The organism is Paraburkholderia sp. CHISQ3 (assembly GCF_030464945.1).
GTDB classification, from domain to species: domain Bacteria; phylum Pseudomonadota; class Gammaproteobacteria; order Burkholderiales; family Burkholderiaceae; genus Paraburkholderia; species Paraburkholderia megapolitana.
The window spans coordinates 212,483-235,987 of the sequence record NZ_JALPRG010000010.1 but is presented as its reverse complement, the minus strand read 5'-3'; the positions used below and the strand labels follow the sequence as shown (position 1 = coordinate 235,987).

Below are 23,505 nucleotides of genomic sequence, written 5' to 3'. Positions count from 1 at the left end.
CCCAGAAGGCGCGCGCCCTTTACGCGCCCAGTTTTGCCGCGGCACCACGACCCCATACAACGTCAAATTTTCGCAAAGCTACCCAACCGCGACGGACTCGCGCGCAGTCTCAGGCCGCCAGCCCAGCTCCGGCGCGATCCGCGCAACGAAGTCCTCAAGAATCTGCCGATAATTCTCAAACGGCAGGTCATATGGCAACTCAAGCCGCAGTTCGCTTACCTGCCCCACCACCGGATCATCGAGCAGGCGACTGATAATTTCATCGGCGGAACCGACCAGATCGGGCGCAAACAACGTACGCCGCTCACCATGCGGAGCCAGCGTACGCGCATGGCGCTTCTCGGCAAACTCGCGATAGCGCTGCCGCGTCGGCGCATCGGCGCCATCGGTCGGCACGATCACTCGGCCCAGCGCGACACGCGGTGCGCGCGCTGCGCTCCACTGCGAGCGAAACAGCTCGAGCTGTCGTAGCTGCGCGTCGCGGTAATCGTCGGTCCCCTCGCCCGACGTGATATTGCCGAGCAGCAGATTGAACCCGTTGCGACCGGCCCATTCAATCGAACGCTGCGAACCGCCGCCATACCAGAGCCGCTCAGTCAAACCTGCCGCGTACGGCGTCACGCGCGGCCGTACACGACCTGCCGCCGATTCGATGAACGCGTCCTCGTCCCCGAGCCATTCGCCCGCAAGATTGCGGCGCAGTCGCTCGATGCGGGCGTGCGAAAAATCGATCAGTTCCGGATTCGCATCGAACAGCCGGTCGCCAAGCAGGATGCCGTGTGCCGGCGTACCCGCGCTCAGTCCGACATTGAGGCGCCCACGAGACAGCACATCGACGGTTGCAAGATCTTCGGCGAGGCGAAACGGATTCTCATAGCCCATCTGGATCACCGCCGCGCCGAGTCCGATGCGCGTCGTGCGCTGGCTCGCCGCAGCGAGCAGCGTCGCCGACGATGACACCGCACGCTCGAGATGACGCTGACGTACCCACGCGCTGTCGTACCCCAGCGCCTCGCCCACACCGAACAGTTCAAGTGTTTGTTCGAAGCCGTCGCGTGGCGCGTCGTCCGGGTAATTTCCCGGCGTCAGAAAAGCAAGATGATCGATACGCACGGCACACATACTTCGTCCCTGTAGTGGTTCCGACGATGCATCCACAACCGGCATCGCAGCGCTAGCCAGCAGCGTCTTCAATCACGCATCCGGAAATCCGGCGGGATTGGTTTCCGAACGATCGATAGCCTCCGCCTGCAAGCCCCAACGCGCCAGCGCAGCGCGATATTGCCCACCACGAATCAAGCCGTTCGTCGCGACCGTCAGCGCCGGCGCGAGACCGCTGCCCTTGCGCGTCGCAATCGCGACATCGGCCTTGTACGGCCAGCCCGCGTTGACGGTACCCACCTGGTGGATCTGCCCTTGTGTCGCGGCCTCATAGGCAAGCGGCGCATCCGGGTTGAAGATCGCGTCCGCTCGTTTCGACAGCAGCGCCAAGCGCGCCGACGCTTCATCGTCGAAGTACAGCGGTGTGGCTTCCTTCAGCCCACGTGCAGCGTTGCGCCGGTTCCATTCGAGCAGGATGCGCTCCTGGATCGTCCCGGAACCCGTGATGATGCGCAGCCCGGCAATATCCTGCGGTTCGTGGATCGACTTGATCGCGCTGTCAGCCCGCACAAAGAATCCGTGTAACCCGAGCCGGTAAGTCGTGAAGTCGAACTTCTGCTTGCGCTTCTCGGTGACGCCGACGTTGGAGATGACGGCATCGAACTTGCCCGATGTGAGACCGAGCGGCCAGTCTGCCCACGCAACCGGGACCAGTTGCAAATGCAGACCGAGTGCATCGGCGACCAGTTGCGCGTAATCGGGATCGGAGCCCACGACGCTGCGGGCGTCGGTTGCATACGTGGCAATAGGCGCGGCGTATGGCGAAATCGCCACCGTCAACACGCCAGGTGTGACGAAGCGATAGCCGGCGAGCCCGCTCGAGGCAGTGGCATCTTTCGGCGCGCGGACACGCTCTTTCTGTTCGGCGCTGAAATCGAAAGATTGCGTTGCGGCGTGTGCGAACCCAACTGGCCACGCAAGCGGCGTTGCAGCCAGCGCGCTCAGGTTGATCAGGAACGTGCGCCGTTGAGTCACAAGCTGTTTCGAGTCGTAGCGTTGTCCACGTCGCATATGATCACAGCACCTTCGAGAGAAATTCGCGGGTGCGTGCCTGCGCCGGATCGCCGAGCACGCTCGCCGGCGAACCCATTTCGACGATACGTCCGCCGTCCATGAACACGATCGTGTCCGCGACCTCGCGTGCAAAACCGATTTCGTGTGTGACGATGATCAGCGTCGTGCCCGACCGTGCGAGCTGGCGGATCACGTCGAGCACTTCGTTGACAAGCTCCGGGTCGAGCGCCGATGTCGGTTCGTCGAACAGCAGCACCTTCGGCTTGAGCGCCAGTGCGCGCGCGATCGCCACCCGCTGCTGCTGGCCGCCCGACAATTGGCGCGGCCACGCGTCGGCCTTGTCGGCAAGCCCCACTCGCGCGAGCAGTTCGCGTGCTTCGGCTTCCACCTGCCCGCGCGGCACGCCCGATGCCAGCGGCGCCTCGACGATGTTGTCGAGCACGCTCAGGTGCGGAAACAGGTTGAAGCTCTGGAACACCATGCCGACATCGGCACGGCGCCGTTGCAGGACGTCTTTCTCCTTGAGTTCGTAGAGCGTGCGTCCGTCGCGGCGATAGCCGATCAGATCGCCGTCGATGTCGATGAAGCCGTCGTCGACGCGTTCGAGGTGATTGATCGAGCGCAGCAGTGTCGATTTGCCCGAGCCCGATTGCCCAAGAATCACGGTGACACTGCCCGAGGGAATCGCGAGCGAAATGTTATCGAGTACCTTCAGCGCGCCGAAGCTCTTCGATACATTGTGAATACCCACCTTGCCGCCGACGCGCCGCTGCGCCCAGCCGGTTGTCGTGCCCGCATCGGACGTCGTTCGAGTGTGCGCCGCCAGTCGGGCCGCAGCACGCACGTTACGCCAGTGTTTGAACAACGTAGCCAACGGCGATGCCACCACCTGCTCGCGCGTCGCGCCGCGCGCATAGTACCGTTCGATGTGAACCTGGATCGCCGACAACACCGTGAGAATGATCAGATACCAGACCGTTGCGACCATCAGCAACGGAATCACCTCGAGATTGCGGTGATAGATGATCTGTACCGTGTAGAACAGATCCGGCATCGCGAGGATGTAGACCACCGACGTACCCTTCGCAAGACCGATCACGTCGTTGAACGCGGTGGGCAGGATCGCGCGCATTGCTTGCGGCAACACGATGCGTCGCACCTGGCGCGCCCCCGGCAAACCGAGTGCGGCAGCAGCTTCACGCTGCCCGTGATCGACGGACAGAATCCCGCCGCGAATCGCCTCGGCCGAAAACGCCGCGTGGTTCAGCGTGAGCCCGAGCGCCGCTGCGAAGAACGGGCTGATCAGATCGGTCGTCGATTGATTCAGCAGCGCGATGTGAGTGAACGGCACGCCGATCCAGATCGTCTCGTACAGGTAGCCGAGGTTGTTCAGCAGTAGCAGCAGCACGATCGGCGGGATCGAGCGGAATAGCCAGATGAACGCCCACGCGCAGCCGGCCAGCAGCGGCGAGCGCGACACGCGCGCCAGTGCGAGCGGGACCGCGAGCGCGAAACCGAACAGTGCGCCAAGCCCGGTGAGCACGAGCGTGCGCACGAGTCCCTCGAGCACGGGTCCGGCAAAAAACCACTCCGCAAAAACGCCCCAGCCCCAGCGAGGATTGCCAAGTACCGAGTTCAGTACGATGCCGATCAGCGCGATCGCCAGTACCGTTCCTGCCGTGCGTGCGTGATGTTTTGCCGGGACGATCCGGTAGTGCGCGTATTCCGCGCCTGCTGTGTCATCGTCCAGCTGGCCGGGGTGCCCAGGACGGCCCACGGGGACCGTGCCCGGAAACTGCTGGGTGGTATCGCTCATGATCTGTCTCCCGCTGTGCGAACTGTCGGTTACGCCGTTTCTGCAGTTGCGTAGCGGCTCACGCGTCGCGGCAGCCCGAGGTGATCGCGCAGCGTCGTTCCGGCCAGCGTGCGGCTATAACGGCCGCGCGCCTCGAGTGCCGGAATCACGTAGCGGACGAAATCGTCGAAACCTTCGGCCTGCACCGGAAAACCGAGGATGAAACCATCGGCCGCATCCGCATCGAACCAGCGGATCAGCTCGTCTGCAATCTGCTCGCCTGTGCCGATGAACTGCGTCTTCGGTGTCGCCACTTCCAGTGCGACTTCGCGCAACGTCGAGCCTTTCTTCTGCGCCTCGGCCTTGATACGGTCGGTCGTCGAACGGAAACTGTTCTTGCCGAGATCGCCGAGATCCGGGAACGGTGCGTCGAGCGGGTATTGCGTAAAGTCGTGATGTTCGAAGAAGCGGCCCAGATACGCGAGCGCTTCATCGACGGTAAGCAGATCGCGGATCACCCGATACTTCGCTTCAGCCTCGGCTATCGTTGCACCGACAATCGGGCCGATGCCCGGGAAAATCTTTACGTCGGTGGCGAGACGCCCGTGTTCCACCGCGCTCTGCCGCACACTCTCTGCGAACGCGCGCGTTTCTTCGAGCGAAGGCGAGTGAGTGAACACCGCATCGGCGTACTTACCCGCGAGCGCGATTCCGGAATCCGACGACCCCGCCTGGAAGATCACCGGCTGCCCCTGCGGCGAACGCTGGATGTTGATCGGCCCGGCCACTTCGAAGAACCGCCCCTTGTGGTCGAGTGTATGCAGTTTCTCGCGATCGAAGAAACGTCCGCCTTCGCGATCGCGCACGAATGCGCCGTCGTCCCAGCTGTCCCAGAGTCCCTGCACGACTTCCAGATATTCGTCGGCGATTTCGTAGCGCAGTTCGTGATCGGGATGCTCGCCGCCGTAGTTCTTCGCGGAACCCTCCAGCGGCGAAGTCACGACGTTCCACCCTGCCCGTCCACCGCTAATCAGGTCGAGCGACGCGAACTGTCGCGCCACCGTAAACGGGTGGCTGTACGACGTCGACAGCGTGCCTGCCAGACCGATCTTCGACGTCGAGGCAGCCAGCGCCGACAGGATCGAGATCGGTTCGAAGCGGTTCAGGAAGTGCGGAATCGACTTGTCGTTGATATACAGGCCGTCTGCCACGAACGCGAACGCCACACCGTTCGCCTCGGCCTTCTGCGCGATACCGGTGACGAAATCGAGGTTCACGCTGGCATCGGCGGGTCCGGCGGGATGCTTCCAGGAATTCATGTGACCGCCTGCGCCGTGCAGCATGATGCCGAAAGTGAGGTTTCGCTGGGTCATGATGGGGTCCGGTAAACGAAAGAGAGTAAGAAGCGGAAAGATCAGACGCGCGCCGGCTGTTGTGCAACAGCCAGCGCTTCAACCGCAGCGAGGCGCAGCGCGTAGTCCGCTACGGGAATGTCGATGACGAATTCCTCGATGCCGAAGCGTTCGTGCAAGGCGTCGAGTTCCTGATGCACTTCATCCGGTGTACCGGTTATGACGTGCGGATGCAGTTCGTCGAGCCGGTAGTCGGTCACGCCGGTTTGCCGCGCGAACTCGGCTGCGGCTTCGGGACTCGGCAGATTGACGCTCTGCCCCGTGGCAAGCCGCAACTTGAAAATGCGCAGTGGACCGACATGACGTTGCGCTTCAGCTTTCGATTGCGCGGCAAACGCAAAGAGCGCGAGCAGCGGCGTGTGCCCCGTCGCGTTGCGATACACGTCAATCGAACGTTCGATGTTGTCGCTATCGCCATTAAAGTGACCGGCATAACAGAACTGCCAGCCATGTTTCGCGGCAAGCGCGGCGCTTTCGGGACTACCACCGAGCAGGATGCCTTGCGGTGCTTCAGGCGGCGTAGGCAATGCAACTGCGCCTGCCAGAGGATGATCGACAGCCACGCCTGCTTTCAGGAACGCATCGAGTTCTTCGAGCTGGTGAGCGAAATCGGGCTTCTTTGTCTTGTCGTGAAACCACTGCAGCGCACGCGTGGTTGGCGGCAATCCGCCCGGCGCCTTGCCGATGCCAAGGTCGACGCGACCCGGCGCGAGGGACGCCAGCACCCGGAACGATTCGGCCACCTTAAACGGGCTGTAATGCTGAAGCATCACGCCACCGGAGCCGACTCTTATACGCGACGTATGCGCAAGCAGATGCGATACGACGATCTCCGGCGCGGAGCTTGCCAGCGCCGACGAGCCATGATGCTCGGCGATCCAGTAACGCTGATAACCCAAGGCTTCTGCGCGCTGGGCGAGCCGGATCGTGAAGCGCAATGCATCGTGCGCACTCGTTCCTTCTGCAATCGGACTTTTGTCGAGAATCGAAAGGGAATAAGACATATCGATACCTGCCGCCGCACCGGAAGGCACGTAGGAAAGAGTTGGGGGAATTTGTCGGGCGACACCCGTTCGTTCCATTATCGCTAGCGAAACGCGGCATCGTTCGAGCAAATATTGCTATGCATATGACGGGAACCACGCAACGCTTAGAACATGCCTGGAACACGCCTAGAAAACATAGCGTGCCCGCAGGTAATAGAAGCCACCGTCCTCGCCGATCGTCGAGGCATAGGCGTCGTAATGCCCGCCTTCGAGTTGCGCTTCATACGGCAACTTGTTCGGATACACGTTGAAGAGGTTGTTCGCGCCCACGGCGATCTCGAACTTCTTCGTCACGTCGTAACGGACCTCGACGTCGGTGATGTACTTCGCCGCATTCTGGAAGTGAATGAACTGCGTCGTCGAAAATGCGTTGGGTCCGACAATGTAGGTCTGCTCGCTCGAGGTCGGACCAAAGCGCGTCTCGTGCAGACTCACGCCCCACTTGTCGAGATGCCACGTGCCGCCGACGATGATCTTGTTCTTCGGCGTCGACGTGCTCAGCCAGCCGATCTGCTGCGCATTGAGTTCCGGCTGGCCGTTCGCGCCGGTGGCCACCTGCGTGACCGAGGTCGTGTTCAGGTTCACGCCAAGATCCCAGTCCACCTGGCCATAAACGCCAAAACTGGTATGCCAGGTGCCCGACAGGTCGATGCCACGAGTGCGCGTGCTCGCACCGTTCGTGAAGTAGCTCGCCGACACCGCTGAAGCCGGGATCGTGCCCGGCACCGACAACCCCGCGGCCTCCATCGCTGCGATCGCGGACGCGCCTGATGCGGTGCCGCCTTCGACAATCCGGTTGCGGATGTCGATCTGGTACGCATCGATCGTCAGATGCAGGTCTTTGGTTGGCGTCAGTACGAGGCCGACGTTGTAGTTGGTCGACTCCTCCGGTTTCAGCGGCTGCGCGCCGATCAGCTTTGCCGCCGCCGAATTGGCCGCGAGCAGGCCGAAGACCGACGCCGGCGATTCGCTTACGTTGCTGTAGTACTCCTCGGCGAGCGACGGCGCACGGAATCCGCTACTCACACTGCCGCGCACCGCGATCTGCGGTGTGAAGTCGTAGCGCGTCGAGACCTTGCCGTTCGTCGTATCGCCGACATCGCTGTAGTGTTCGAAGCGACCTGCCAGATCGACGGTCCACTTCGGTGTGAGATGAGTGGACAGGTCGATGTAGGTGCCGAGCACGTTGCGCGAGTTGTCGCTCGCGCTGACGGGTGCAAGACCCGGCAGCGCCTGCGCACCGCCGTCCAGATACGACGCTTCGTCACCCGCGCCTACGCTGTAGGTCTCGCGTCGTTGCTCGACGCCAACCGACACATTCACCGGCGCCGGCAGCAGCGGAATATTGAACGCACGCGAGAAGTCGAGGTTGTTCGTCAGTTGCGTGTTGCTGACCGTTGCGAGGTGGAAGCTGGTCGGCGTATTGCCTTGCGCGGCGAACAACCCGGTGTTGGCCGAGTTGTCCATGCCGATGCGCTCATGGTCGCCGCCATAGGTCGTGCTCAGATCCCACGACCAGCCAAACAGGTTCTGCTGGCCTTTGATACCGGAAGTAATCGAGTAGTCGTTCTCGCTGACTGTCTCCGTCGGGACGAAGCCGCCTGGATAAACCTGTGGAAGCACTGAAGGTGGACGGTAGTTCTGATAGGCCTGTGCATCGCGATGCGCATAGGTCCCAAAGCCATACAGTTCGACGTCGTCGTTCAGGTGGTAGCCAGCATTGAAACCGACCGACTCGCGCGTGCTGGCCGGATTACCTTCGATCGGGTTGTAGTAGCCGTGCCCGGGCGCGAAGGTTCCGAAGTAATCGTCGGGACCGGTGCGCACCGTGTGATTCTGACGGTCGTATTCCGCTGCGAGATCGAGGTAGCCCTGATCGCCGAGATTCAGGCCGAGACTGGCCGACTCGCCGTTCTTGAAGCCATCGCCCGCATAGGTCTGGCCGTTCGTGGTCTCCAGCGATCCGCCATGCGTTTTAGTCTTCAGGATGATGTTGATCACGCCGGCAATCGCATCCGAACCGTACTGCGCCGACGCACCGTCACGCAGGACTTCGATGTGATCGATGAGGCCAACCGGGATCATGTCGATATCGACGCCGGTCGACCCCTGGTTCAGGCCGCCGTCCAGCGCGATATTCGCCGTGGTATGACGGCGCTTGCCGTTGATCAATACCAGCACGTGGTCCGGTGTGAGGCCATGTAGCGACAGCGCGTCGGTCAGTTGCGCCGTATCGCCGGCATAGGTCTCACGCGTGATCGATGACGATAGTTTGACGAGCGCGTCCCGCAGGTTGCTCTGCCCGGTGGCCTGCAACTGCGCCGCGCTGATCACATCGATCGGTGTGAGGCTCTGGCTCGCCTTCGTGCTCGTACGCGTGCCGGTTACGACCACGGCATCCTGCAGTACGACACTGGTCGCACCGGCCTGCCTCGACGCAAGCTGCAGTGCGGGCTGCCTGGTCGGCGCGGCGGATGTTTGCGCGGGCTGCGTTCCTGTCGCTGCCGTTGCAGCGGCCGTGGCACCGCTCACCTGCACCGGCGCCAACGCAGTCGCAGTCGCGCTCTGTGCCCACGCCGTGCCGTTGCATGTGATCGCCAATGCGGCGACCGATATCATCGTCCTGCGAACCCCTGTGTCGGTGTGACCGATCTGATTCTTTCCGCTGTTCCTGCGCATCGACTGCCCCGTTGATGGTCGGCGAACACAGCACTTCCCCCACCGCTCACCAGGAGCAGTGTGGATCGTGCCTTCCCGGTATTGACTGCGAGATGCGGCGGACTGACGTCCGCGCGGCTGGCTTAGCTGGCTGACTTAACTCTTTGGCAACCCTGGCGGGTTCGTCCTCGCCTGATCGATCGCTTCGCTGCCCAGACTCCAGCGATCGAGTACCTGTGTGTATTTCCCGCTGCTGATGAGGTTGTTCAGCAGCAGCGTGAGCGGTGCGGCAAGCCCACTGCCCTTGCGCGTCGTAATCGCGACATCGGCGAGAATCGGCCAGCCCCCGCTGATCGCGCCGACCGCGCGTATCTGGCCTTTCTGCGCAGCCTCATAGGCGAGTGACGAGTTGACGCTCAGAATCAGGTCGGCACGGCCAGAGCTCAGCGCCAGACTCCGTACGGCGAGGTCGTCGTAGTACTGAACCTGCACCGGCTTCAGCCCATGCGCGACATTCTGCCGGTCCCATTCGAGCAGGATCTTTTCCTGGTTCGTGCCCGAGTCTGTAATGACGCGCAGCCCGGCGACGTCCTTCGGTTCGCGGATCGACTTGATCGGGCTCGAATCGGTTACATAGAATCCGATCACGTCGCGCCGATAAGTCGAGAAGTCGAATTTCTCTTTACGTTCCTCGGTCACGGTTACGTTCGACAGCACCGCATCGACCTTGCCCGATTGCAGCGCGAGCGGCCAGTCTGCCCACGCGAGCGCGACGATTTTCAGCTTGCGCCCCAGGCCGTCGGCGACCAACTGTGCGAGATCCGGATCGAAACCCACTGCCGTCTTCGCATCGGTCGCATAGGTACCGAGCGGAGGTGCCCCCAGTGTCATACCGACAACCAGTTCGCCCTTTTCAGCGAACGGAAATGCAGCAGGTACGCCCTTGATTGCTGTCGCGTCCGGTGTGGTACGCACACGGTCGTGCTGATCCGGGCTCAGATTGAAGGTGGTGGTGTTCGCTGCCCATACTGTGCCTGCTACGCCGATCGCCAGTGCGAACAGCGTTCCGGCTACTGCCGAAAGAATATGCCGACCTTGCTTCATGTCTTGTTGTGCCCCGTTGAAATAAACCGTTTATTCGCTGCGTTGCATGCGTGGTTAGCGAACGCCAAGCGGTTCGTGCTGAATCAGATCCTCCAATGAATCGGTGCGCCCCGGTTCCAGCAGATCCTTGCCGAACGGCAGACGGAAATGGACCTCGGGGGCGATCGAACGATCGAACAGCGGCTCATAGCCCGCGTTGAGATAGAGTTCGGTTGCTTCAGGCTGCTTGAAGCCCGTGGTCAGATAAACGCGGCGATATCCCTGCCGCAACGCACGCGCCTCGAGTTCCTGCACGACGCGACGAGCGAGCCCCTGACGGCGCTGACTCGCATGGGTCCAGATACGCTTGAGCTCCGCAGTCGTCGCGTCATAGCGCTTGAATGCGCCGCCACCGACCGTCTCTCCATCGAGTACGACGACGATGAAAGCACCTTCGGGCGGTGCGAATAACTCGGCGGGATAACGCGCCATTTCTTCACTCGCCGAAGCAGAACTGTCCGGACGAAACTCGCGATAACGGGTTGCGTATTCGATTTCGAGCGCATCCAGTAGAGGCCGTGCAACGGGATCCAGCAGAGTGGTATCAATGATTTCGTAGGTCATGGCGGATGGGGAGCGCGCCCGCTCCCGTTGATCGTATCGTGGAGTCGCTATTGCGTCCGACCTCAAGCTCTGTCGAACCAGATCCAAGATAGCAGGCGACTAATGAGGATCGAACCAAACAATTTGCGTATCGTTATGACGTGAATTCCGCATACTTAATTCACGCCGTGCTTACGATTTTGCAAAGTCATTAGTCGCGTTATTAATCGCGCCATTCACCCGCGAATAAAACATGGAAATCGCCGCGATATTGGCCGTCGACCTATTTCGTATCGCGCCTAAACAGGTTCGGCAAGATGGAACAGGCAGTCGCCACGTTCAACCGCGGCAGGCACGCGTTTGCAGACAACCTCGCCAGCGGCCGCGAAGTACGTAATAACCGGTTCGCGTAGCGGCGTATCGGGGAAGTGAATCCGTGCAGCGGCCTGACCCGCGACGACCTGCTCGCCCAGCTCGACTAGCGGCTCGTACACGCCGCGATCGTACGCGTAGACGTAATGGCGCGAGCCGGACACCGTGAAGAAGCGAGTCTGCGCAGGCGGGCCATCGGGCACGAGCGGTCCGCTCAGAAGCCCGATGAAACCGAGCAGATTCAACAAGCCACGTCGCGCGTCGTGCAGTAGACGTGCCTGCACGGTCCCGCCGCCACCCAGTTCTGTCAGGATCGAGATCGCGCCTTGACGACGTGCCGCGGTTGCCGCATGAACCGGATTCGGCGGATGCAGAAACGCGCGCGGCAATCCAAATGCAGCGAGCAGCGCCTTAAGCCGGCTCTCTTCGTCGGGATCGCGTGGCGCGATAGCCAGCATATTGGCGCCATCGTAGAGAAGCGAACTGCCGCCCGAGTGGATGTCGATCAGATACTGCGAGCGGGCGAGCAACGTATGTTCGATATAGTCGGCGATCGCCGCAGTCGGCGAGCCGTGCGAATCGCCGGGGAAACTGCGGTTCAGATTGCCGCCGTCGAGCGGCGATGTCCTCAGGCCCGCGGCTGCAGCAGGGAAATTCGCCATCGGCAGGAAGATGAGTTGCCCGCGCACCCATTGCGGCTCGATCTCGCGGATCAGGCTGGAAACGAGCACCTGCCCTTCGTACTCGTCGCCATGATTGCCGCCCATGAGCAGCACGACGGGGCCGTCGCCGTTGCGGATCGACGCGATCGGAATCGGAATCCATCCGTACGCGGAACGATGAACCGAATACGGCAGACGCAGATAACCGACGTGACGCCCATCGGCATCGAGGTCGATTTCGTTGTGGATGGTGGTCATGCGTGGCGTGTCAGTGGATTTTCGGAAACCCGTGGCGCTCGGCGAGCAATGCAAGAATGCGGTTGGTGTCCGTGACGAAACGCTTGTCGCCTAGCGTCTGTGCATCGGCGGGCACGGGTGCCTCGTCGCCGAGTATCAACACCGGCAGTCCCTGATGGTCCGCATCGAGCGCCTTGACGACCACCTCGCGCGGACGCGCAAACGGCAAACGCTGAATGTCGAGGCTGGCGGTCTTCGCGGGATCGCTCGCAAGCAGTCCCTCGATCGGTGCGCCGTGTGGGCAAATGAAGCGTTCGCCCGGATACTTCGGATCGACAAACCCCGGTTCAAGCAGTAAAAGAAGGTCTCGGCTCATGACAGGCGGCACTCCGGAAGGTGATGAACCGAACGATTCTCATCTCTTGCCTTGCATTGCGCCACGAATAAATCGGCACAACGATATGCGGGCGGTAACTTAGCGGCACGCATTCGCGCTAATCTTGCCCTGTTCATACCCCTGCGTCACGGAGACAACCATGCTTTACGAAATCCGCACCTACACGTTCAAACCGCAACGCGCCGCCGAATGGATCGCCTTATACAAAAGCGAGGGCTTGCCGATCCAGCAGGAATATCTCGGCGAGCTGATCGGCTTCTTCACCACCGAGATCGGCAATCTGAGCGAGGTCGTGCATATCTGGGGCTATCAGGGTCTCGACGACCGCATCGAGCGGCGCGACCGGATGGCGGCCGATAGCCGCTGGCAGGAGTTCGGTCGCAAGGTGAAAGCGCTCGATATCTTCCTCAAGATGGAATCGCGCATCGTGCGGCCAACCGATTTCTCGCCGCTCAAGTAATGAACGGAAATTGATCCTGCGAGGCGAGGTAACGCAACGCGACGCGCGCAATGTGTAGATAACCCATTGCGCGCGTCGCCCTCGCCTTACGATGTCAGGGCAGCGTCGAGCCTGCCCCACCATACTCGAGCGTCACCGAAGAACGGATATTGCGCTGGCTATCTTCCGGCCCGAGGTCGATAGGTTTGAGATGGTTCTGTGCATGCATCTGCACCTGGTCCGTGAGATGAGGCGTGCCATGTCCAGACGGATCGATGAACTGATTCTGTCCGCCGGCCTCGGTAACGGTATATAGCACCGGGTGACCGCCACCGAGTTCCATGAGTCCGGTCCATTCCTCACCTCCGTTCAACGGCACCATCTTCGGTCCGAGACCGAGTTCGGCCCACGTCGTACTGCTACGCTCATCATCGTCGGGAAGCGAAGGGCGCGCCGGGTCGTCGGCCGCGTCGGTAAAGTATTTCCAGTAGATGGGCATACGCCAGGCCTCCATCGGGCGACCTGGAAATTTCTTGCGCGTCAACTCGATGGTCTGGCGGATCGTGTCGGCCACCACCGCGTCGCGCGGACGACCGTCGAAGTAATCGAACTTCACCGGCAACCCCGCTTGCGGACCTTGCAACGTGCGATACAACAAGCTCGTCTGATACTTCAGATAGCGATCGTCATCGATCGTCTTCCACGTGTTGCCGATCGCGTGGTCGAAGATCATTTTCGGCGCAACCTCCAGCCATGTCCGGAACAGCGTCAGACCGGGGTTGTCGTAGTAACCGTCACCGTCGCGATCCTGGTAGAGACCGTTCCACGAAACCATCAGGTCCACGGCCTGCGAGATCTGCGCGTCATGCGCCTCGGCGGCCGCCGCCTTCAGGAACGGTGCAAAGAAATCAGGCGACGTCAGGGTCCGGTCGCGCGCACCAAACGCATTCCAGATTTGCCCGTTGTAGTCTTCCATGTCGAGCAACGTAGTCGACGAGGACGACGCGCCCAGACGATTGCCCAACCACGTGCGGAAGGTTGCGCCGAATCGCCCTTCGTCCCCCTCGCGCGACCACGTCGTCGCCTTGCTGTTCCAGCTGTGGATATACCCCTGCTTCGGATTGAGCATATGCGGCCGCTCGGCGAGCGACAGGAAACCCTGCCATTCATAGTCGCCGGTGCCTGGCGTCGGCAGGCGCGGATCGGCACCGGGCGCGCGCTTCGGCTGCAGGCCCGTCTCCCAGAAACCGATCTGGCCGGTATCGTCGCCATAGCACACACCGAAATCGGTGGAGAGTCGCGCGATTCCCTTGCTTTCGAAATCGGCGAGCGTGTGTGCGCGCTGCATCTCGACGACTGCCACCCAGTTGTCGAGTTCGTGGCCGCGTTCCGCGAAACGCTGCGTATACGCCACGCCATGCGCTTTATCCCAGCTGACGACCGTGCCGTGTATCGTGCGCGCGACTTCGTGATCGACAGGCGCAGCGCCTTTGACCACGATCGTTTCGTTGTGCACGTCCATCTGCTGCCACTTGCCCTGGTACCAGTATTGGTGAGGATCGAGTGGATTGAGCCGTTCGGCGAAGGTATCCGTCGTATCTTCCTGGCCGGAGGTGACGAGCCAGCCGTGATTCGGGCCGCGTCCCATGATCGGAATGCCCCACGACGGCATGGTGAAACCCGCGCTGTCGAAACCACCGCCATGAAGATGAATCTCCGGGCCGTCCGCCGTCGATTCCAGCATCAACACCTTGCCGCTCGCGGAACGCTGCGGGCCAATCACGAGGCATCGGCTGTGGTTGTTGCTGGGTGCGGGTGCGGCCGTGGGCGGTATGCCCTCCTGTGTCGAAGCCAGCGTCAGATAGGTTGCCTTCGGCAACGGGCGTACCGGTGCGAGATCGTCACCTGCGGGGATCGCGGTCGGCGAATCGGGATCGCTCACGGGCACCACGTCGTCGAATATCTCGCGTCCCTTGGTTTCGCCATAACGCGTCACCATGGCATTGTAGAAAGCCAGATTCTGCAATTCGAAACCGCCGCGATCGCGAGGGAAACCTGCCGCCATCGAGAGAAAATCGAGCAGCGTCCAATGCTCCGGCTTCACACCCCAGCGCGTAAATTCATAAGGCGTCTTGTGCTCCGGGTCGCGGTCGATTTCGTCGATTACGCGGTTAATACCGTCGACATAGGCCTGCATCATGCGCTGGTGCTCGGGCGGGATCGCGCGATACATCCGCATCAACTCGGCGCTGTCGAGTTTGCGGTCGAGCGAAATAATGTCCGACTGAACCGCCGATGCACCGAGTATCTCGGCCGTACGTCCCAATGCGCGACGGCGAAACGTTTCCATATCGGCGAGCCGGTCCTGTGCTTCGGCATAACCCGCGCCGAACATCACTGCCGCCGACGTCTTGCCGAAGACATGCGGCACCCCCATGGCATCGCGATCGATACGCACCTGTTGAGCCACAATCGGATCGGGCCGGGGCGGCTGCGCACAACCGGTGGCGAGGGCCGAGGAAGCAAACAGCAGAGAAATGGCGAATGTACGATTCATGAGATCTTCTGAAATTCTGGTTATTGGAAAGCGCATCGGTCTCGTACGCCAGCTGTTTCATGCGGTTCAGAATTTGTGGCGAATCCCCGTGCGGAACGCGAGCTGACTCGCCGTCGACGAGATCCCGCCTGCCCCTGGAATAGCGGCGTTATCGAGTACGTTGCCGGTCCTGTCGCCGGTCACCTTTTCGTATGCGCCCTGCACATAGATGTCGGTGCGCTTCGACAGCATGTAATCGGCCATCAAACCGACGGTGTGATAGCGCGGTTTCACACTTGCCCCGGACGCATCGCCTTCAACCAGGGTGTAGACATATTGCGCACCGACGAAGAAAAACGGCGTCACCTGATACATCCCGTTGACCTCGAGATTCTGGAATTTCAGGCGGTTCATCGCGACGCCGGCGATCGCCAACGGCAGCGGATTGCCCGACGGATCGCTCAGGTAGCTCGAACTCACCGGATCGCGGACATCGGTATTCGAATACACGAAACCGAGTGTCGCGGAACCAATCGTATAGTTGATGCCCGCGCCGAAGATACGCAGGCGCGCTGCCGTGAAGCTGGCGTTTCCGGCCGGCGTCGCGCCGGTGTTCTCGGCGCCCGGATTATTGGTCTGCAGGTAGGCGGCGGCGACAAGAAGCGGACCGTTCAGGTATTGCGCGCCCAGACTGTACAAACGGTCATTCGCGAATTTCGTGTCGTTGCTGAACGCGTACATGCCGCCAAACTTGAAGCCGGCAAACTCAGGGCTCGCGTATTTGATCGCGTTGTTGACGAGAAACGAGCCGTCCGTATTGTCGTTGTCCATCGGATGTGAAAGCAGCCAGCCGCCCCAGTTTCCGTTGGCGGTCGTAGGCGCGAGATAGTCGATAATCGAGTCGTACTGACGCCCCACCGTCACCGTCCCGCGCTTGTCGTCCGAGAAGCCAATAAACGAGCGACCGGGTGCGGACCGACCGTTGTTCACATCGAAAGTCGTCTTGATCACGAACGTGATTTTCTTCCCGTCACCGAGATCTTCGATTCCGCCTAGCGTGACGATGTTGCTCTGCAGATAGCCGCTCTGAAACTGATACAAAGGATCGCCGTGCGGATTGGTGTTGTTCGTGATGTCGAAGCCTTCATCGATGACACCCGACAACGTCACACTGCTTTGTCCATACGCGGAAATAGCGAACGCGAGCGGCAATCCCAGCGCGACGATTGCGATGACTGTTTTTTTCATTGTGGTCGGCATGCCCGGATCGAACGTTGAATAGGACATCGGAAGTGGTGATGTGAAGATTGGCGCCAATATATCGGCGCCGATTTTTTCAAATAAGATGTTTTTTTGTTTATCCCGATCACAGCCTCTTATCGCCCTCGTTAACCCTATGAAACCTCAACAGCTACAGGCATTCGTCGCGGCGGCCCACCATGGCAGCCTGCGCGGCGCCGCGCGCGAACTCGGATTGACCCAGCCGGCGATCACACGGACGATCCACGAACTGGAAAGCGTGCTGAATGCGGAGCTGATGACGCGCGGCATACGCGGGATCGAACTGACTGAATGCGGGCGTACGCTATTGCCGCGTGCCGAGCAGTTGCTGAACGACATGCAACGCACGCTGGAGGCGGTGGAACAGGTGAAGGGCGATCTGGCCGGCAGGGTCAGCGTCGGGACCATGCCGTCTATTGCACTCACCGTTTTACCGAAGGCTGCGGCAGCGTTTCGCCGCGCCATGCCGCTCGTCAGGCTGCATTTCCAGGAGATCACGGTGCTCGATGCGATCGCGCAACTACGCACCGGAAAAATCGATATCGCAGCGATTCGCCACATTCCCGAACTCGAAAGCGATCTGGTTCAAATGCCGCTGTATTCGACGAAGTTCGTCATCGGGATGCGTACCGGCCATCCGCTCGAAAACGCGCGACGGTTACAGGACCTGCTCGACGCGGAGTGGATCGCCCCAGGCGGCTACGATCATTTCTCTCATAGTCTCCTGACTACGATGTTCACCGCGCACGGCTTGCCGGTTCCCAAACGGGTGCTGCATGCACCGTCGTCGTTTGCGGTGGCGCTTGGGCTTGTGTCGCAGACGGACATGATCGGGTGCTTCACGAAGGAACTCGCGACGATGGTGGCGCCACTCGGCGTGCATGTGGCAAACATCGAGGAAGCGATGCCCGCCTACGATCTCGGGATCGTTTCACGGCGCGATCTGCTGCCGACGCCGGCTATTGCGCGATTTATTTCGTGTCTGCAGGATGCGGCGCAGAAGCAGGATTTCGATGACTGACCGATGACGGAGCTCCTTGAGCGTAGCAAGGCTCGGGCGGGCGCTGACGTAAGAGCAGCCGGGCGGTATAATCGCGCCATGTCGCTCCAGCGACCGCCCGGATCTGCCCATCATGGAAAAACGAACTGACGACGCCTTACAGGACGAGGTTCTGCGCGCAGCGAAGCGCGAGGATCAGGAGCGGACACGCGCCCTCGTGCGAAGTGGTGAGCGCTCTCAGGAATCCATGCTTTTTATCACCCCCGCGATAGTCAGAAAGTCGACGTTTCGACGCCGCACAGACGAATTCTGATCATGGGTGACACCGATGGGGCGAACCGTCTGCAGATGAAAAAACTGAAGCGACTGACGGCGGTCCTCAAGACTGATCCCCTGCTCCCGCGATAGTCCATACGCTTATCAATGTCGGCGCTCTCGCAGAGTCTCCATACGATTTAATCAGCAAATAAGTCAGCTCTCAGAAAACGAGTTATGCAGCGCCTTTAGCGCACGCTCCCACGCCTGCCGGGTACGTTGCCACGCAATCTCGCGCCAGTCCTCGTCGGTGGGCATGAACGATTCGAACAGGGTCTGGCTGATCCGCTTGCCGAGCGCGTCGCCAGGATCGCCGTAGAGATGGAGCCAGTGATCGTCGCGTAACGCGGTATGCACTCGTGCTTCAGGATACGCGCCGCATTCGATCACGAGTTGCATCAGATGAGTGCCCGGCAGCGCGTCGAGAAGGGCCTGCGACGTGTAACCCGTGGCGCGCGCCACAACTCCGGTGTCGCTAACCGCGGCGTCCGCGCCCGTGAGCAGTGTGTAAAGCCACCCTCCATAAAGCGCTTCGGCGTCGGCAAGCGCGGCATAACGCGTTTGCGCAATCGCCATCAACATCGGATGACCATAGGCACCCGCGCCGGTGTGCAGATCGAATGCAATGGCGACCTGCGCAGGCCGGAGGAAGCGCTCGACAATGCTCCGTAGCGTCCGGTTCGACCATGTGGCCTGTGCTCCGCCATAAAACAGTCCGTCGGCATGCGCATACTGACCGGCTCCGACAATCGCCTGATATTCGCCCCAACCGATCGACTCGATCTGCGCCGCCAGAAGCCCGTCCGCATGCCGGCGTTGCGGGCCATCGAAGTCGCGGCACGTATAGATAGAGTGAATCGTTTCGTAGCGCGGATTGCGCGGCAAGGCCGCCTCGAAGTCAACGTAGTTGCGATTCAGATCGACGTTGTCTTCATTGACGCGGCGCGCCCACGCGGTGCCCCACGGGTTGATCAGATGCACCATCATCACCGCGACGCCATCCGGAAGGTCGCGTGCGGCGAATCCGGCCAGCCATTCGCTCTGACAGGTCGACCCGTAATAACCTTCGATGCCATGCGTGCCGGAAATCGCCATCAGCACACGTCGTGCGTCCGGCTCGCCAAGCCACGCGACATCTGTCGCCAGCAGCTCGCCATCGGGGCCCTTCAGCGGATGAGGATAAGACGTCACCGTAGCGCCCGACGCCTGCGCCGCGTGCAGAAACTGTGTGCGTTGCCGATCGAACCCGGGTTGATCTGGAAAGCCGTATTTCATTTCGTCCTCGTCATGATAGTTGCAGTGCCTCTGCAGTACGGGTCTCAGGCGTCACGCTGGCGATGATTTCATCGCCAGCGTGACCGGTGTGACAGGCCGCGTGCAACACAGCAGCACCTCGTCGTCGGGTGGTGGTGCGAGCGGATCTTCGACATAGTGAACGCGGCCCGACACTAGTGGAGTCGTGCAGGCATTGCAAAGACCCGCTCGACAATTGAAGGCCGGCGCATAGCCCGCATGCTCGGCCATCTCCAGCAGCGAATGAAACGACGGGTCCCAGGGGATCGGGTCGCTGTGCGGCTCGAATCGTACGGTGACCATGCCCGTGTCAGCCGCTGCGACCGCCGGTACAGGTGCGGCGACTGGTTCCTTTGCCGCCACGCTGTGTGAGTCGCTCGCCTCGTCTTCCAGTACCGTTGCAGGTCCGAAGAACTCGTAGTGAATACGTTCGCGCGCGATGCCCAGCTCGCGCAGCAGCCGCCAGTTCGCCTGCATGAAGCCCGGCGGCCCGCATAGATAGACGTCATAGTCGTCGAGCGGCAGCAGCGCCTGCAAGGTCGCCTTCGTCAACAGGCCCTTGCTGTCGCATGCGCCCCATGCCTCGTCGCCGCCAAGCGGATTGCGATAGCAGACATGGACAGCGATGCCTGGACGTGCGGCGGCCAGTGCGTCGACCTCGTCGGCAAACGCATGCACGACGCTGTTTTCGCAAGCGTGCACGAAATACACACGCCTTGATGAACCCCGCGCCAGACGATGCAGCATGCTGATCAAAGGCGTCACGCCCACGCCGCCGCTCAACAGAATTACCGGTCGCTCGCTGTCTTCAGCGCAGACGAAAGACCCGGCTGGTCCAGCCAGTTCAAGCTCGTCGCCCACGTCGATGTTTTGATGAAGCCAGCTCGATCCGCGTCCCGGCGGTGTGCTTTCGAGTTTGACGGAGATGCGCCAGTGCGTGGTGTCGGCCGGGTCGCCGGACAAGCTGTAGTGACGCAGCAGCGTGTCGCCCTTCGGCATCGTCAGGCGTACCGCGACAAACTGGCCCGCGATAAACGCGAGTGAGCGCGCGGCATCGAGAGGAACCAGTTCGAACGATACGATGGACTCGCTCTCCTGAATCCGCCGAATCACGCGAAAACGTTCAAAGCCACGAACTGCGCTCGTCGATGCGCTCACATCCGGCAGCACCACCTCAACCTCCCGCTTGCTGCCGGCCGACGACATACACCGGCACAGCCGCCGGTCCCGCGGCCTGTTCGCGCTCGATCATCTGGCCGAGCGCACGGCGGAAACGCAGTGGCCCGGAATCGATCGCGAGATCGATATTCGGTTTGCGCCGCCGCGCCATACCTTGATGCACGGCCGTCAGCACCGCGCGATCCTCCTCGAACGCATGACGCACGTCTTCATCGAACTGACGGGAAACGTCCTCGTCATGTGGATCGAAGTTGCGGGTCTGGAACCAGAAGTAGCGGGTCTGCGATTCGTTCACCGGCGTCATGAAGTTATACGAATTCATCAGGAACACTTGCGGATGCGGCGGCGCATCGTCTCCGCCCGTTCCAGCAGGCGTGAAAATCGCCTTGATGATCGCGTGCGACGGAAAGCGCACTTCGTAATGCTGCTTGCGATCGCAGTGCCCCGCAAACTTGACGAACTTTGCGTAGAACGGCGCGACCTCCACATCGCGCATCCAGCGCGACACCGTTACGCCGTTACCGGCGACGACAGTCTTCAACGGCTCCGCTTCGCACGCAGCGTTGCCGAACGACGAGCGATGCACCCACGCCACATGCGACGGGTCGAGCAGATTGTCGGTGACATACAGGTAATGGCAATCCACCGTCATCGCATCGCCATGGTTGATGCCCCACGCCGGATCGTCCCACTCGTCGATCTGCACGATCTCATCCGGGTCGGCTGCCTGCACATCGCCCATCCAGATCCACACCAGACCGTAGCGTTCGGCAAGCGGATAACTACGCACTTGCGCAGACGGGGGAATGCGTTGTGCGCCAGGTGCTTTCACACAGGTGCCGGAGCAGTCAAACGTGAGCCCGTGATAGCCGCATTCGAGTTCGTCGCCGATCAGGCGTCCCATCGATAGCGGCAGCATGCGATGAGGGCACGCGTTTTCGAGTGCGACCGGCGTGCCGTCCGTCTTGCGGTAAAGCACGATCGGCTCATCGAGAATCGTGACCGGCAACAGGCTGTGCGTCACGTCCTGGTCGCGTGCTGCTACGTACCATGCATTCTTCAAGAACATCTGCGCTGCCTCCGGTGGGTTCACTCGTTCTGCGCCCTGGCGGTCCCGCGATCGAGCATGTCTAAAGAATAAGAGGCCGAAACATTAAAGAATAGATGTGTGGAGCTGGCGGTTCTTTTAGAATTTCTAAACTCACAATGCATTCACAATGCCCCTCTTCCTCAAAGAAGGAATCGCCATGAGCACGCTGCCCCCTCTGCGCGCGTTGCAGGTTTTCGAGGCCGTGGGCCGCTGCGGCGGCGTTGCAGAAGCCGCGAAACGTCTCGGCATTTCGGCCGGCGCCGTCAGCCAGCAGATCAAGCTGCTCGAAGACACACTCGGCATGAGCCTGATGCAAAAGGACGGCAAGCGCCTGCGACTCACCACCATTGGACGTCGCTACCACGAGAGCTGTGCGGCCGCCTTCGAGAGCCTGCGCGTCGCTCACGCGGAAATAGAGCGCGCGAAAAACGTCCGCAATCTGAGCGTCAGTGCATTGCCTTCGCTGCTCTCGAAGTGGCTCGCGCCGCGTGTCATGGCGTGGCAAACGCAGCATCCGGAATTGAGCGTCTATCTCGACGGCACGCATACGGAGCCTTCACCCGAGGGCTATGAGATCGATTTTCGTGTCAGCTACGGCGACCGAATCGCGGAAGCCGAAAACGCCATCGAACTCTTTCGCGACAGTGTCGTGCCGGTGTGCAGTCCAGCATGGCTCAGCGACAAGGCGCCGCTCACCGCGCCCGCGGACCTCTTGCCGCATCCCTTGATCGCCGTGGACTGGTTGCCGAAATTCACTTCTCCGCCTTCGTGGCGCGACTGGTTCGAGGCCAACGGTGTCGACTGCGGCGCGCTGCATAACCCGCGGCATGTCTACTCGCTGTCGAGCGTCGCGATCCAGGCGGCCATCGACGGTCATGGTTTCGCGCTAGCGCAGTCTTCGATGATCTGCGACGACGTCGCCGCCGGTCGCCTCGTCGTACCGTTCAAACTCGGGCTTCCGTTGCCGTGGCCTTACTTCCTCACGTGGAAGAAAAGCGCTTTCGATCAGCCTCAATGCTGCAGCTTTCATCGCTGGCTACTGACGCGTGCGCGAGAACAACAGCAGATCAACGACGCGATGCTGCAATAGCGGATCCGTTCACTGCCCCGAAATGTCGAAGTCGAAATAGCGCTGCTCGATCTTGCGATAGGTGCCGTCCTTGCGCATCGCTTCGATGACCCCGTCGATCTTTTCGCGCAGCGCGACATCCTCTTTACGCAAACCGATCGCACCGCCCTTGCCGAGTGTTTTCTCATCGTTGACCGGCGCACCGAGGAACGCATAGTCGGCACCTTGAGGCGTCTTTAGAAAACCCTGGCTGCCCGCAATCATGTCGGTGAGCGTCGCATCGATGCGGCCCGGACGCAGGTCCGCATACACCTGTTCCTGATTGGCATACGACACGATCTCGATACCTGCCGGTGCCCAATACGCCTTCGCGTAGGCCTCCTGCGTGGAACCCTGCGCCACGCCGATGCGCTTGCCGCGCAATGATTCGACTGTCGGTTTGATATCGCGTCCGCGCAAACCGATCAGCCGGCTCGGTGTGTTGAAGAGCGGCGTCGTGAACGCAACCTGCGCTTCGCGCTGCGGCGTAACCGACATCGCCGACAGAATCGCCTCGAATTTCCGGCCCTGCAGCGCCGGAATAATGCCGTCGAACGCGGTCTCGACCCAGACGCATTTGACGTTCAGACGTCGACAGATCTCATTGCCGAGGTCGATTTCGAAACCGATCAGCTGGCCCGAAGGCGCTTTCGATTCGAACGGCGCGTACGTCGGATCGACGCCGAACCGGAGCCGCGTCATATCGTTCGCGTTGGCGTCGGCACAGAATGCGGCCAACAGTAAGGCGAGACCAGCAATCGCGCGTTTCATGAGTGCTCCAATGTCGATGCGCAGCCGGGCGCGCGGCTAGCGGTTCGTGGGGG

General features: G+C 61.2%; 19 protein-coding genes. 3 read left to right on the top strand and 16 right to left on the bottom strand.

Annotated features, from left to right (window positions below):
- Nucleotides 1-78: 78 nt before the first annotated feature.
- The 10 genes from M0D65_RS23605 to M0D65_RS23560 all read right to left on the bottom strand — a co-directional run bounded on the left by M0D65_RS23605 (nt 79) and on the right by M0D65_RS23560 (nt 12,419).
- A complete protein-coding gene (locus M0D65_RS23605; RefSeq protein ID WP_266254870.1) occupies nt 79-1,122 on the bottom strand; it encodes an LLM class flavin-dependent oxidoreductase in 1,044 nt (347 codons plus the stop codon).
- A 72-nt stretch (nt 1,123-1,194) separates the two neighbouring features.
- Nucleotides 1,195-2,136 (bottom strand): ABC transporter substrate-binding protein, encoded by a 942-nt coding sequence (locus M0D65_RS23600; protein WP_266254869.1) that lies wholly within the window; start codon nt 2,134-2,136, stop codon nt 1,195-1,197.
- 40 nt (nt 2,137-2,176) lie between these two features.
- Complete coding sequence (locus tag M0D65_RS23595) at nt 2,177-3,991, bottom strand: amino acid ABC transporter permease/ATP-binding protein (RefSeq protein WP_301718882.1); 1,815 nt, start codon at nt 3,989-3,991, stop codon at nt 2,177-2,179.
- Between the two features lie 29 nt (nt 3,992-4,020).
- Nucleotides 4,021-5,343 (bottom strand): LLM class flavin-dependent oxidoreductase, encoded by a 1,323-nt coding sequence (locus tag M0D65_RS23590; protein ID WP_266254808.1) that lies wholly within the window; start codon nt 5,341-5,343, stop codon nt 4,021-4,023.
- A 41-nt stretch (nt 5,344-5,384) separates the two neighbouring features.
- Entirely contained in the window at nt 5,385-6,386 is a 1,002-nt protein-coding gene (locus M0D65_RS23585; protein WP_266254807.1) for an LLM class flavin-dependent oxidoreductase, read from the bottom strand.
- Nucleotides 6,387-6,554: 168 nt separating this feature from the next.
- Nucleotides 6,555-9,107 (bottom strand): TonB-dependent siderophore receptor, encoded by a 2,553-nt coding sequence (locus M0D65_RS23580; RefSeq protein WP_266254805.1) that lies wholly within the window; start codon nt 9,105-9,107, stop codon nt 6,555-6,557.
- Between the two features lie 135 nt (nt 9,108-9,242).
- Nucleotides 9,243-10,190 (bottom strand): ABC transporter substrate-binding protein, encoded by a 948-nt coding sequence (locus tag M0D65_RS23575; protein ID WP_091016205.1) that lies wholly within the window; start codon nt 10,188-10,190, stop codon nt 9,243-9,245.
- 54 nt (nt 10,191-10,244) lie between these two features.
- Complete coding sequence (locus tag M0D65_RS23570) at nt 10,245-10,793, bottom strand: GNAT family N-acetyltransferase (RefSeq protein ID WP_266254804.1); 549 nt, start codon at nt 10,791-10,793, stop codon at nt 10,245-10,247.
- A 278-nt stretch (nt 10,794-11,071) separates the two neighbouring features.
- The gene (locus M0D65_RS23565) at nt 11,072-12,064 is read right to left on the bottom strand and encodes a succinylglutamate desuccinylase/aspartoacylase family protein (RefSeq protein WP_266254803.1); all 993 of its coding nucleotides are present in this window, start codon (nt 12,062-12,064) and stop codon (nt 11,072-11,074) included.
- Nucleotides 12,065-12,074: 10 nt separating this feature from the next.
- Complete coding sequence (locus tag M0D65_RS23560) at nt 12,075-12,419, bottom strand: DUF3088 domain-containing protein (protein ID WP_266254802.1); 345 nt, start codon at nt 12,417-12,419, stop codon at nt 12,075-12,077.
- A gap of 160 nt (nt 12,420-12,579) precedes the next feature.
- Between M0D65_RS23560 and M0D65_RS23555 the strand changes: the two genes are divergently transcribed.
- Nucleotides 12,580-12,900, top strand: coding sequence for an NIPSNAP family protein (locus tag M0D65_RS23555; RefSeq protein ID WP_266254801.1), 321 nt, complete (start codon nt 12,580-12,582; stop codon nt 12,898-12,900).
- A 94-nt stretch (nt 12,901-12,994) separates the two neighbouring features.
- On the opposite strand, the gene M0D65_RS23550 is transcribed toward M0D65_RS23555, so the two are convergent.
- On the bottom strand, nt 12,995-15,436 hold the full coding sequence (locus tag M0D65_RS23550; protein WP_266254800.1) for a penicillin acylase family protein: 2,442 nt from the start codon (nt 15,434-15,436) through the stop codon (nt 12,995-12,997).
- Between the two features lie 66 nt (nt 15,437-15,502).
- Nucleotides 15,503-16,663: a porin gene (locus M0D65_RS23545; RefSeq protein WP_266254799.1), complete on the bottom strand. Its 1,161-nt coding sequence runs from the start codon at nt 16,661-16,663 to the stop codon at nt 15,503-15,505.
- 148 nt (nt 16,664-16,811) lie between these two features.
- Between M0D65_RS23545 and M0D65_RS23540 the strand changes: the two genes are divergently transcribed.
- Nucleotides 16,812-17,717 (top strand): LysR family transcriptional regulator, encoded by a 906-nt coding sequence (locus M0D65_RS23540; RefSeq protein ID WP_266254798.1) that lies wholly within the window; start codon nt 16,812-16,814, stop codon nt 17,715-17,717.
- A gap of 450 nt (nt 17,718-18,167) precedes the next feature.
- On the opposite strand, the gene M0D65_RS23535 is transcribed toward M0D65_RS23540, so the two are convergent.
- Genes M0D65_RS23535 through M0D65_RS23525 form a run of 3 tightly spaced genes read right to left on the bottom strand, consistent with a single transcriptional unit; the run spans nt 18,168 to nt 21,552 of the window.
- Entirely contained in the window at nt 18,168-19,286 is a 1,119-nt protein-coding gene (locus M0D65_RS23535; RefSeq protein WP_266254797.1) for a DUF2817 domain-containing protein, read from the bottom strand.
- Nucleotides 19,287-19,337: 51 nt separating this feature from the next.
- A complete protein-coding gene (locus M0D65_RS23530; RefSeq protein ID WP_266254796.1) occupies nt 19,338-20,477 on the bottom strand; it encodes an FAD-binding oxidoreductase in 1,140 nt (379 codons plus the stop codon).
- Nucleotide 20,478: 1 nt separating this feature from the next.
- On the bottom strand, nt 20,479-21,552 hold the full coding sequence (locus tag M0D65_RS23525) for an aromatic ring-hydroxylating dioxygenase subunit alpha (protein ID WP_266254795.1): 1,074 nt from the start codon (nt 21,550-21,552) through the stop codon (nt 20,479-20,481).
- Nucleotides 21,553-21,730: 178 nt separating this feature from the next.
- On the opposite strand from M0D65_RS23525, the gene M0D65_RS23520 reads away from it, so the two are divergent.
- Nucleotides 21,731-22,663, top strand: a complete 933-nt coding sequence (locus M0D65_RS23520) for a LysR substrate-binding domain-containing protein (protein WP_266254794.1) — start codon at nt 21,731-21,733, stop codon at nt 22,661-22,663.
- A 9-nt stretch (nt 22,664-22,672) separates the two neighbouring features.
- Here the strand turns inward: M0D65_RS23520 and M0D65_RS23515 are convergent, their stop codons facing one another.
- Nucleotides 22,673-23,452, bottom strand: a complete 780-nt coding sequence (locus tag M0D65_RS23515; protein WP_266254793.1) for an ABC transporter substrate-binding protein — start codon at nt 23,450-23,452, stop codon at nt 22,673-22,675.
- Nucleotides 23,453-23,505: the final 53 nt, after the last annotated feature.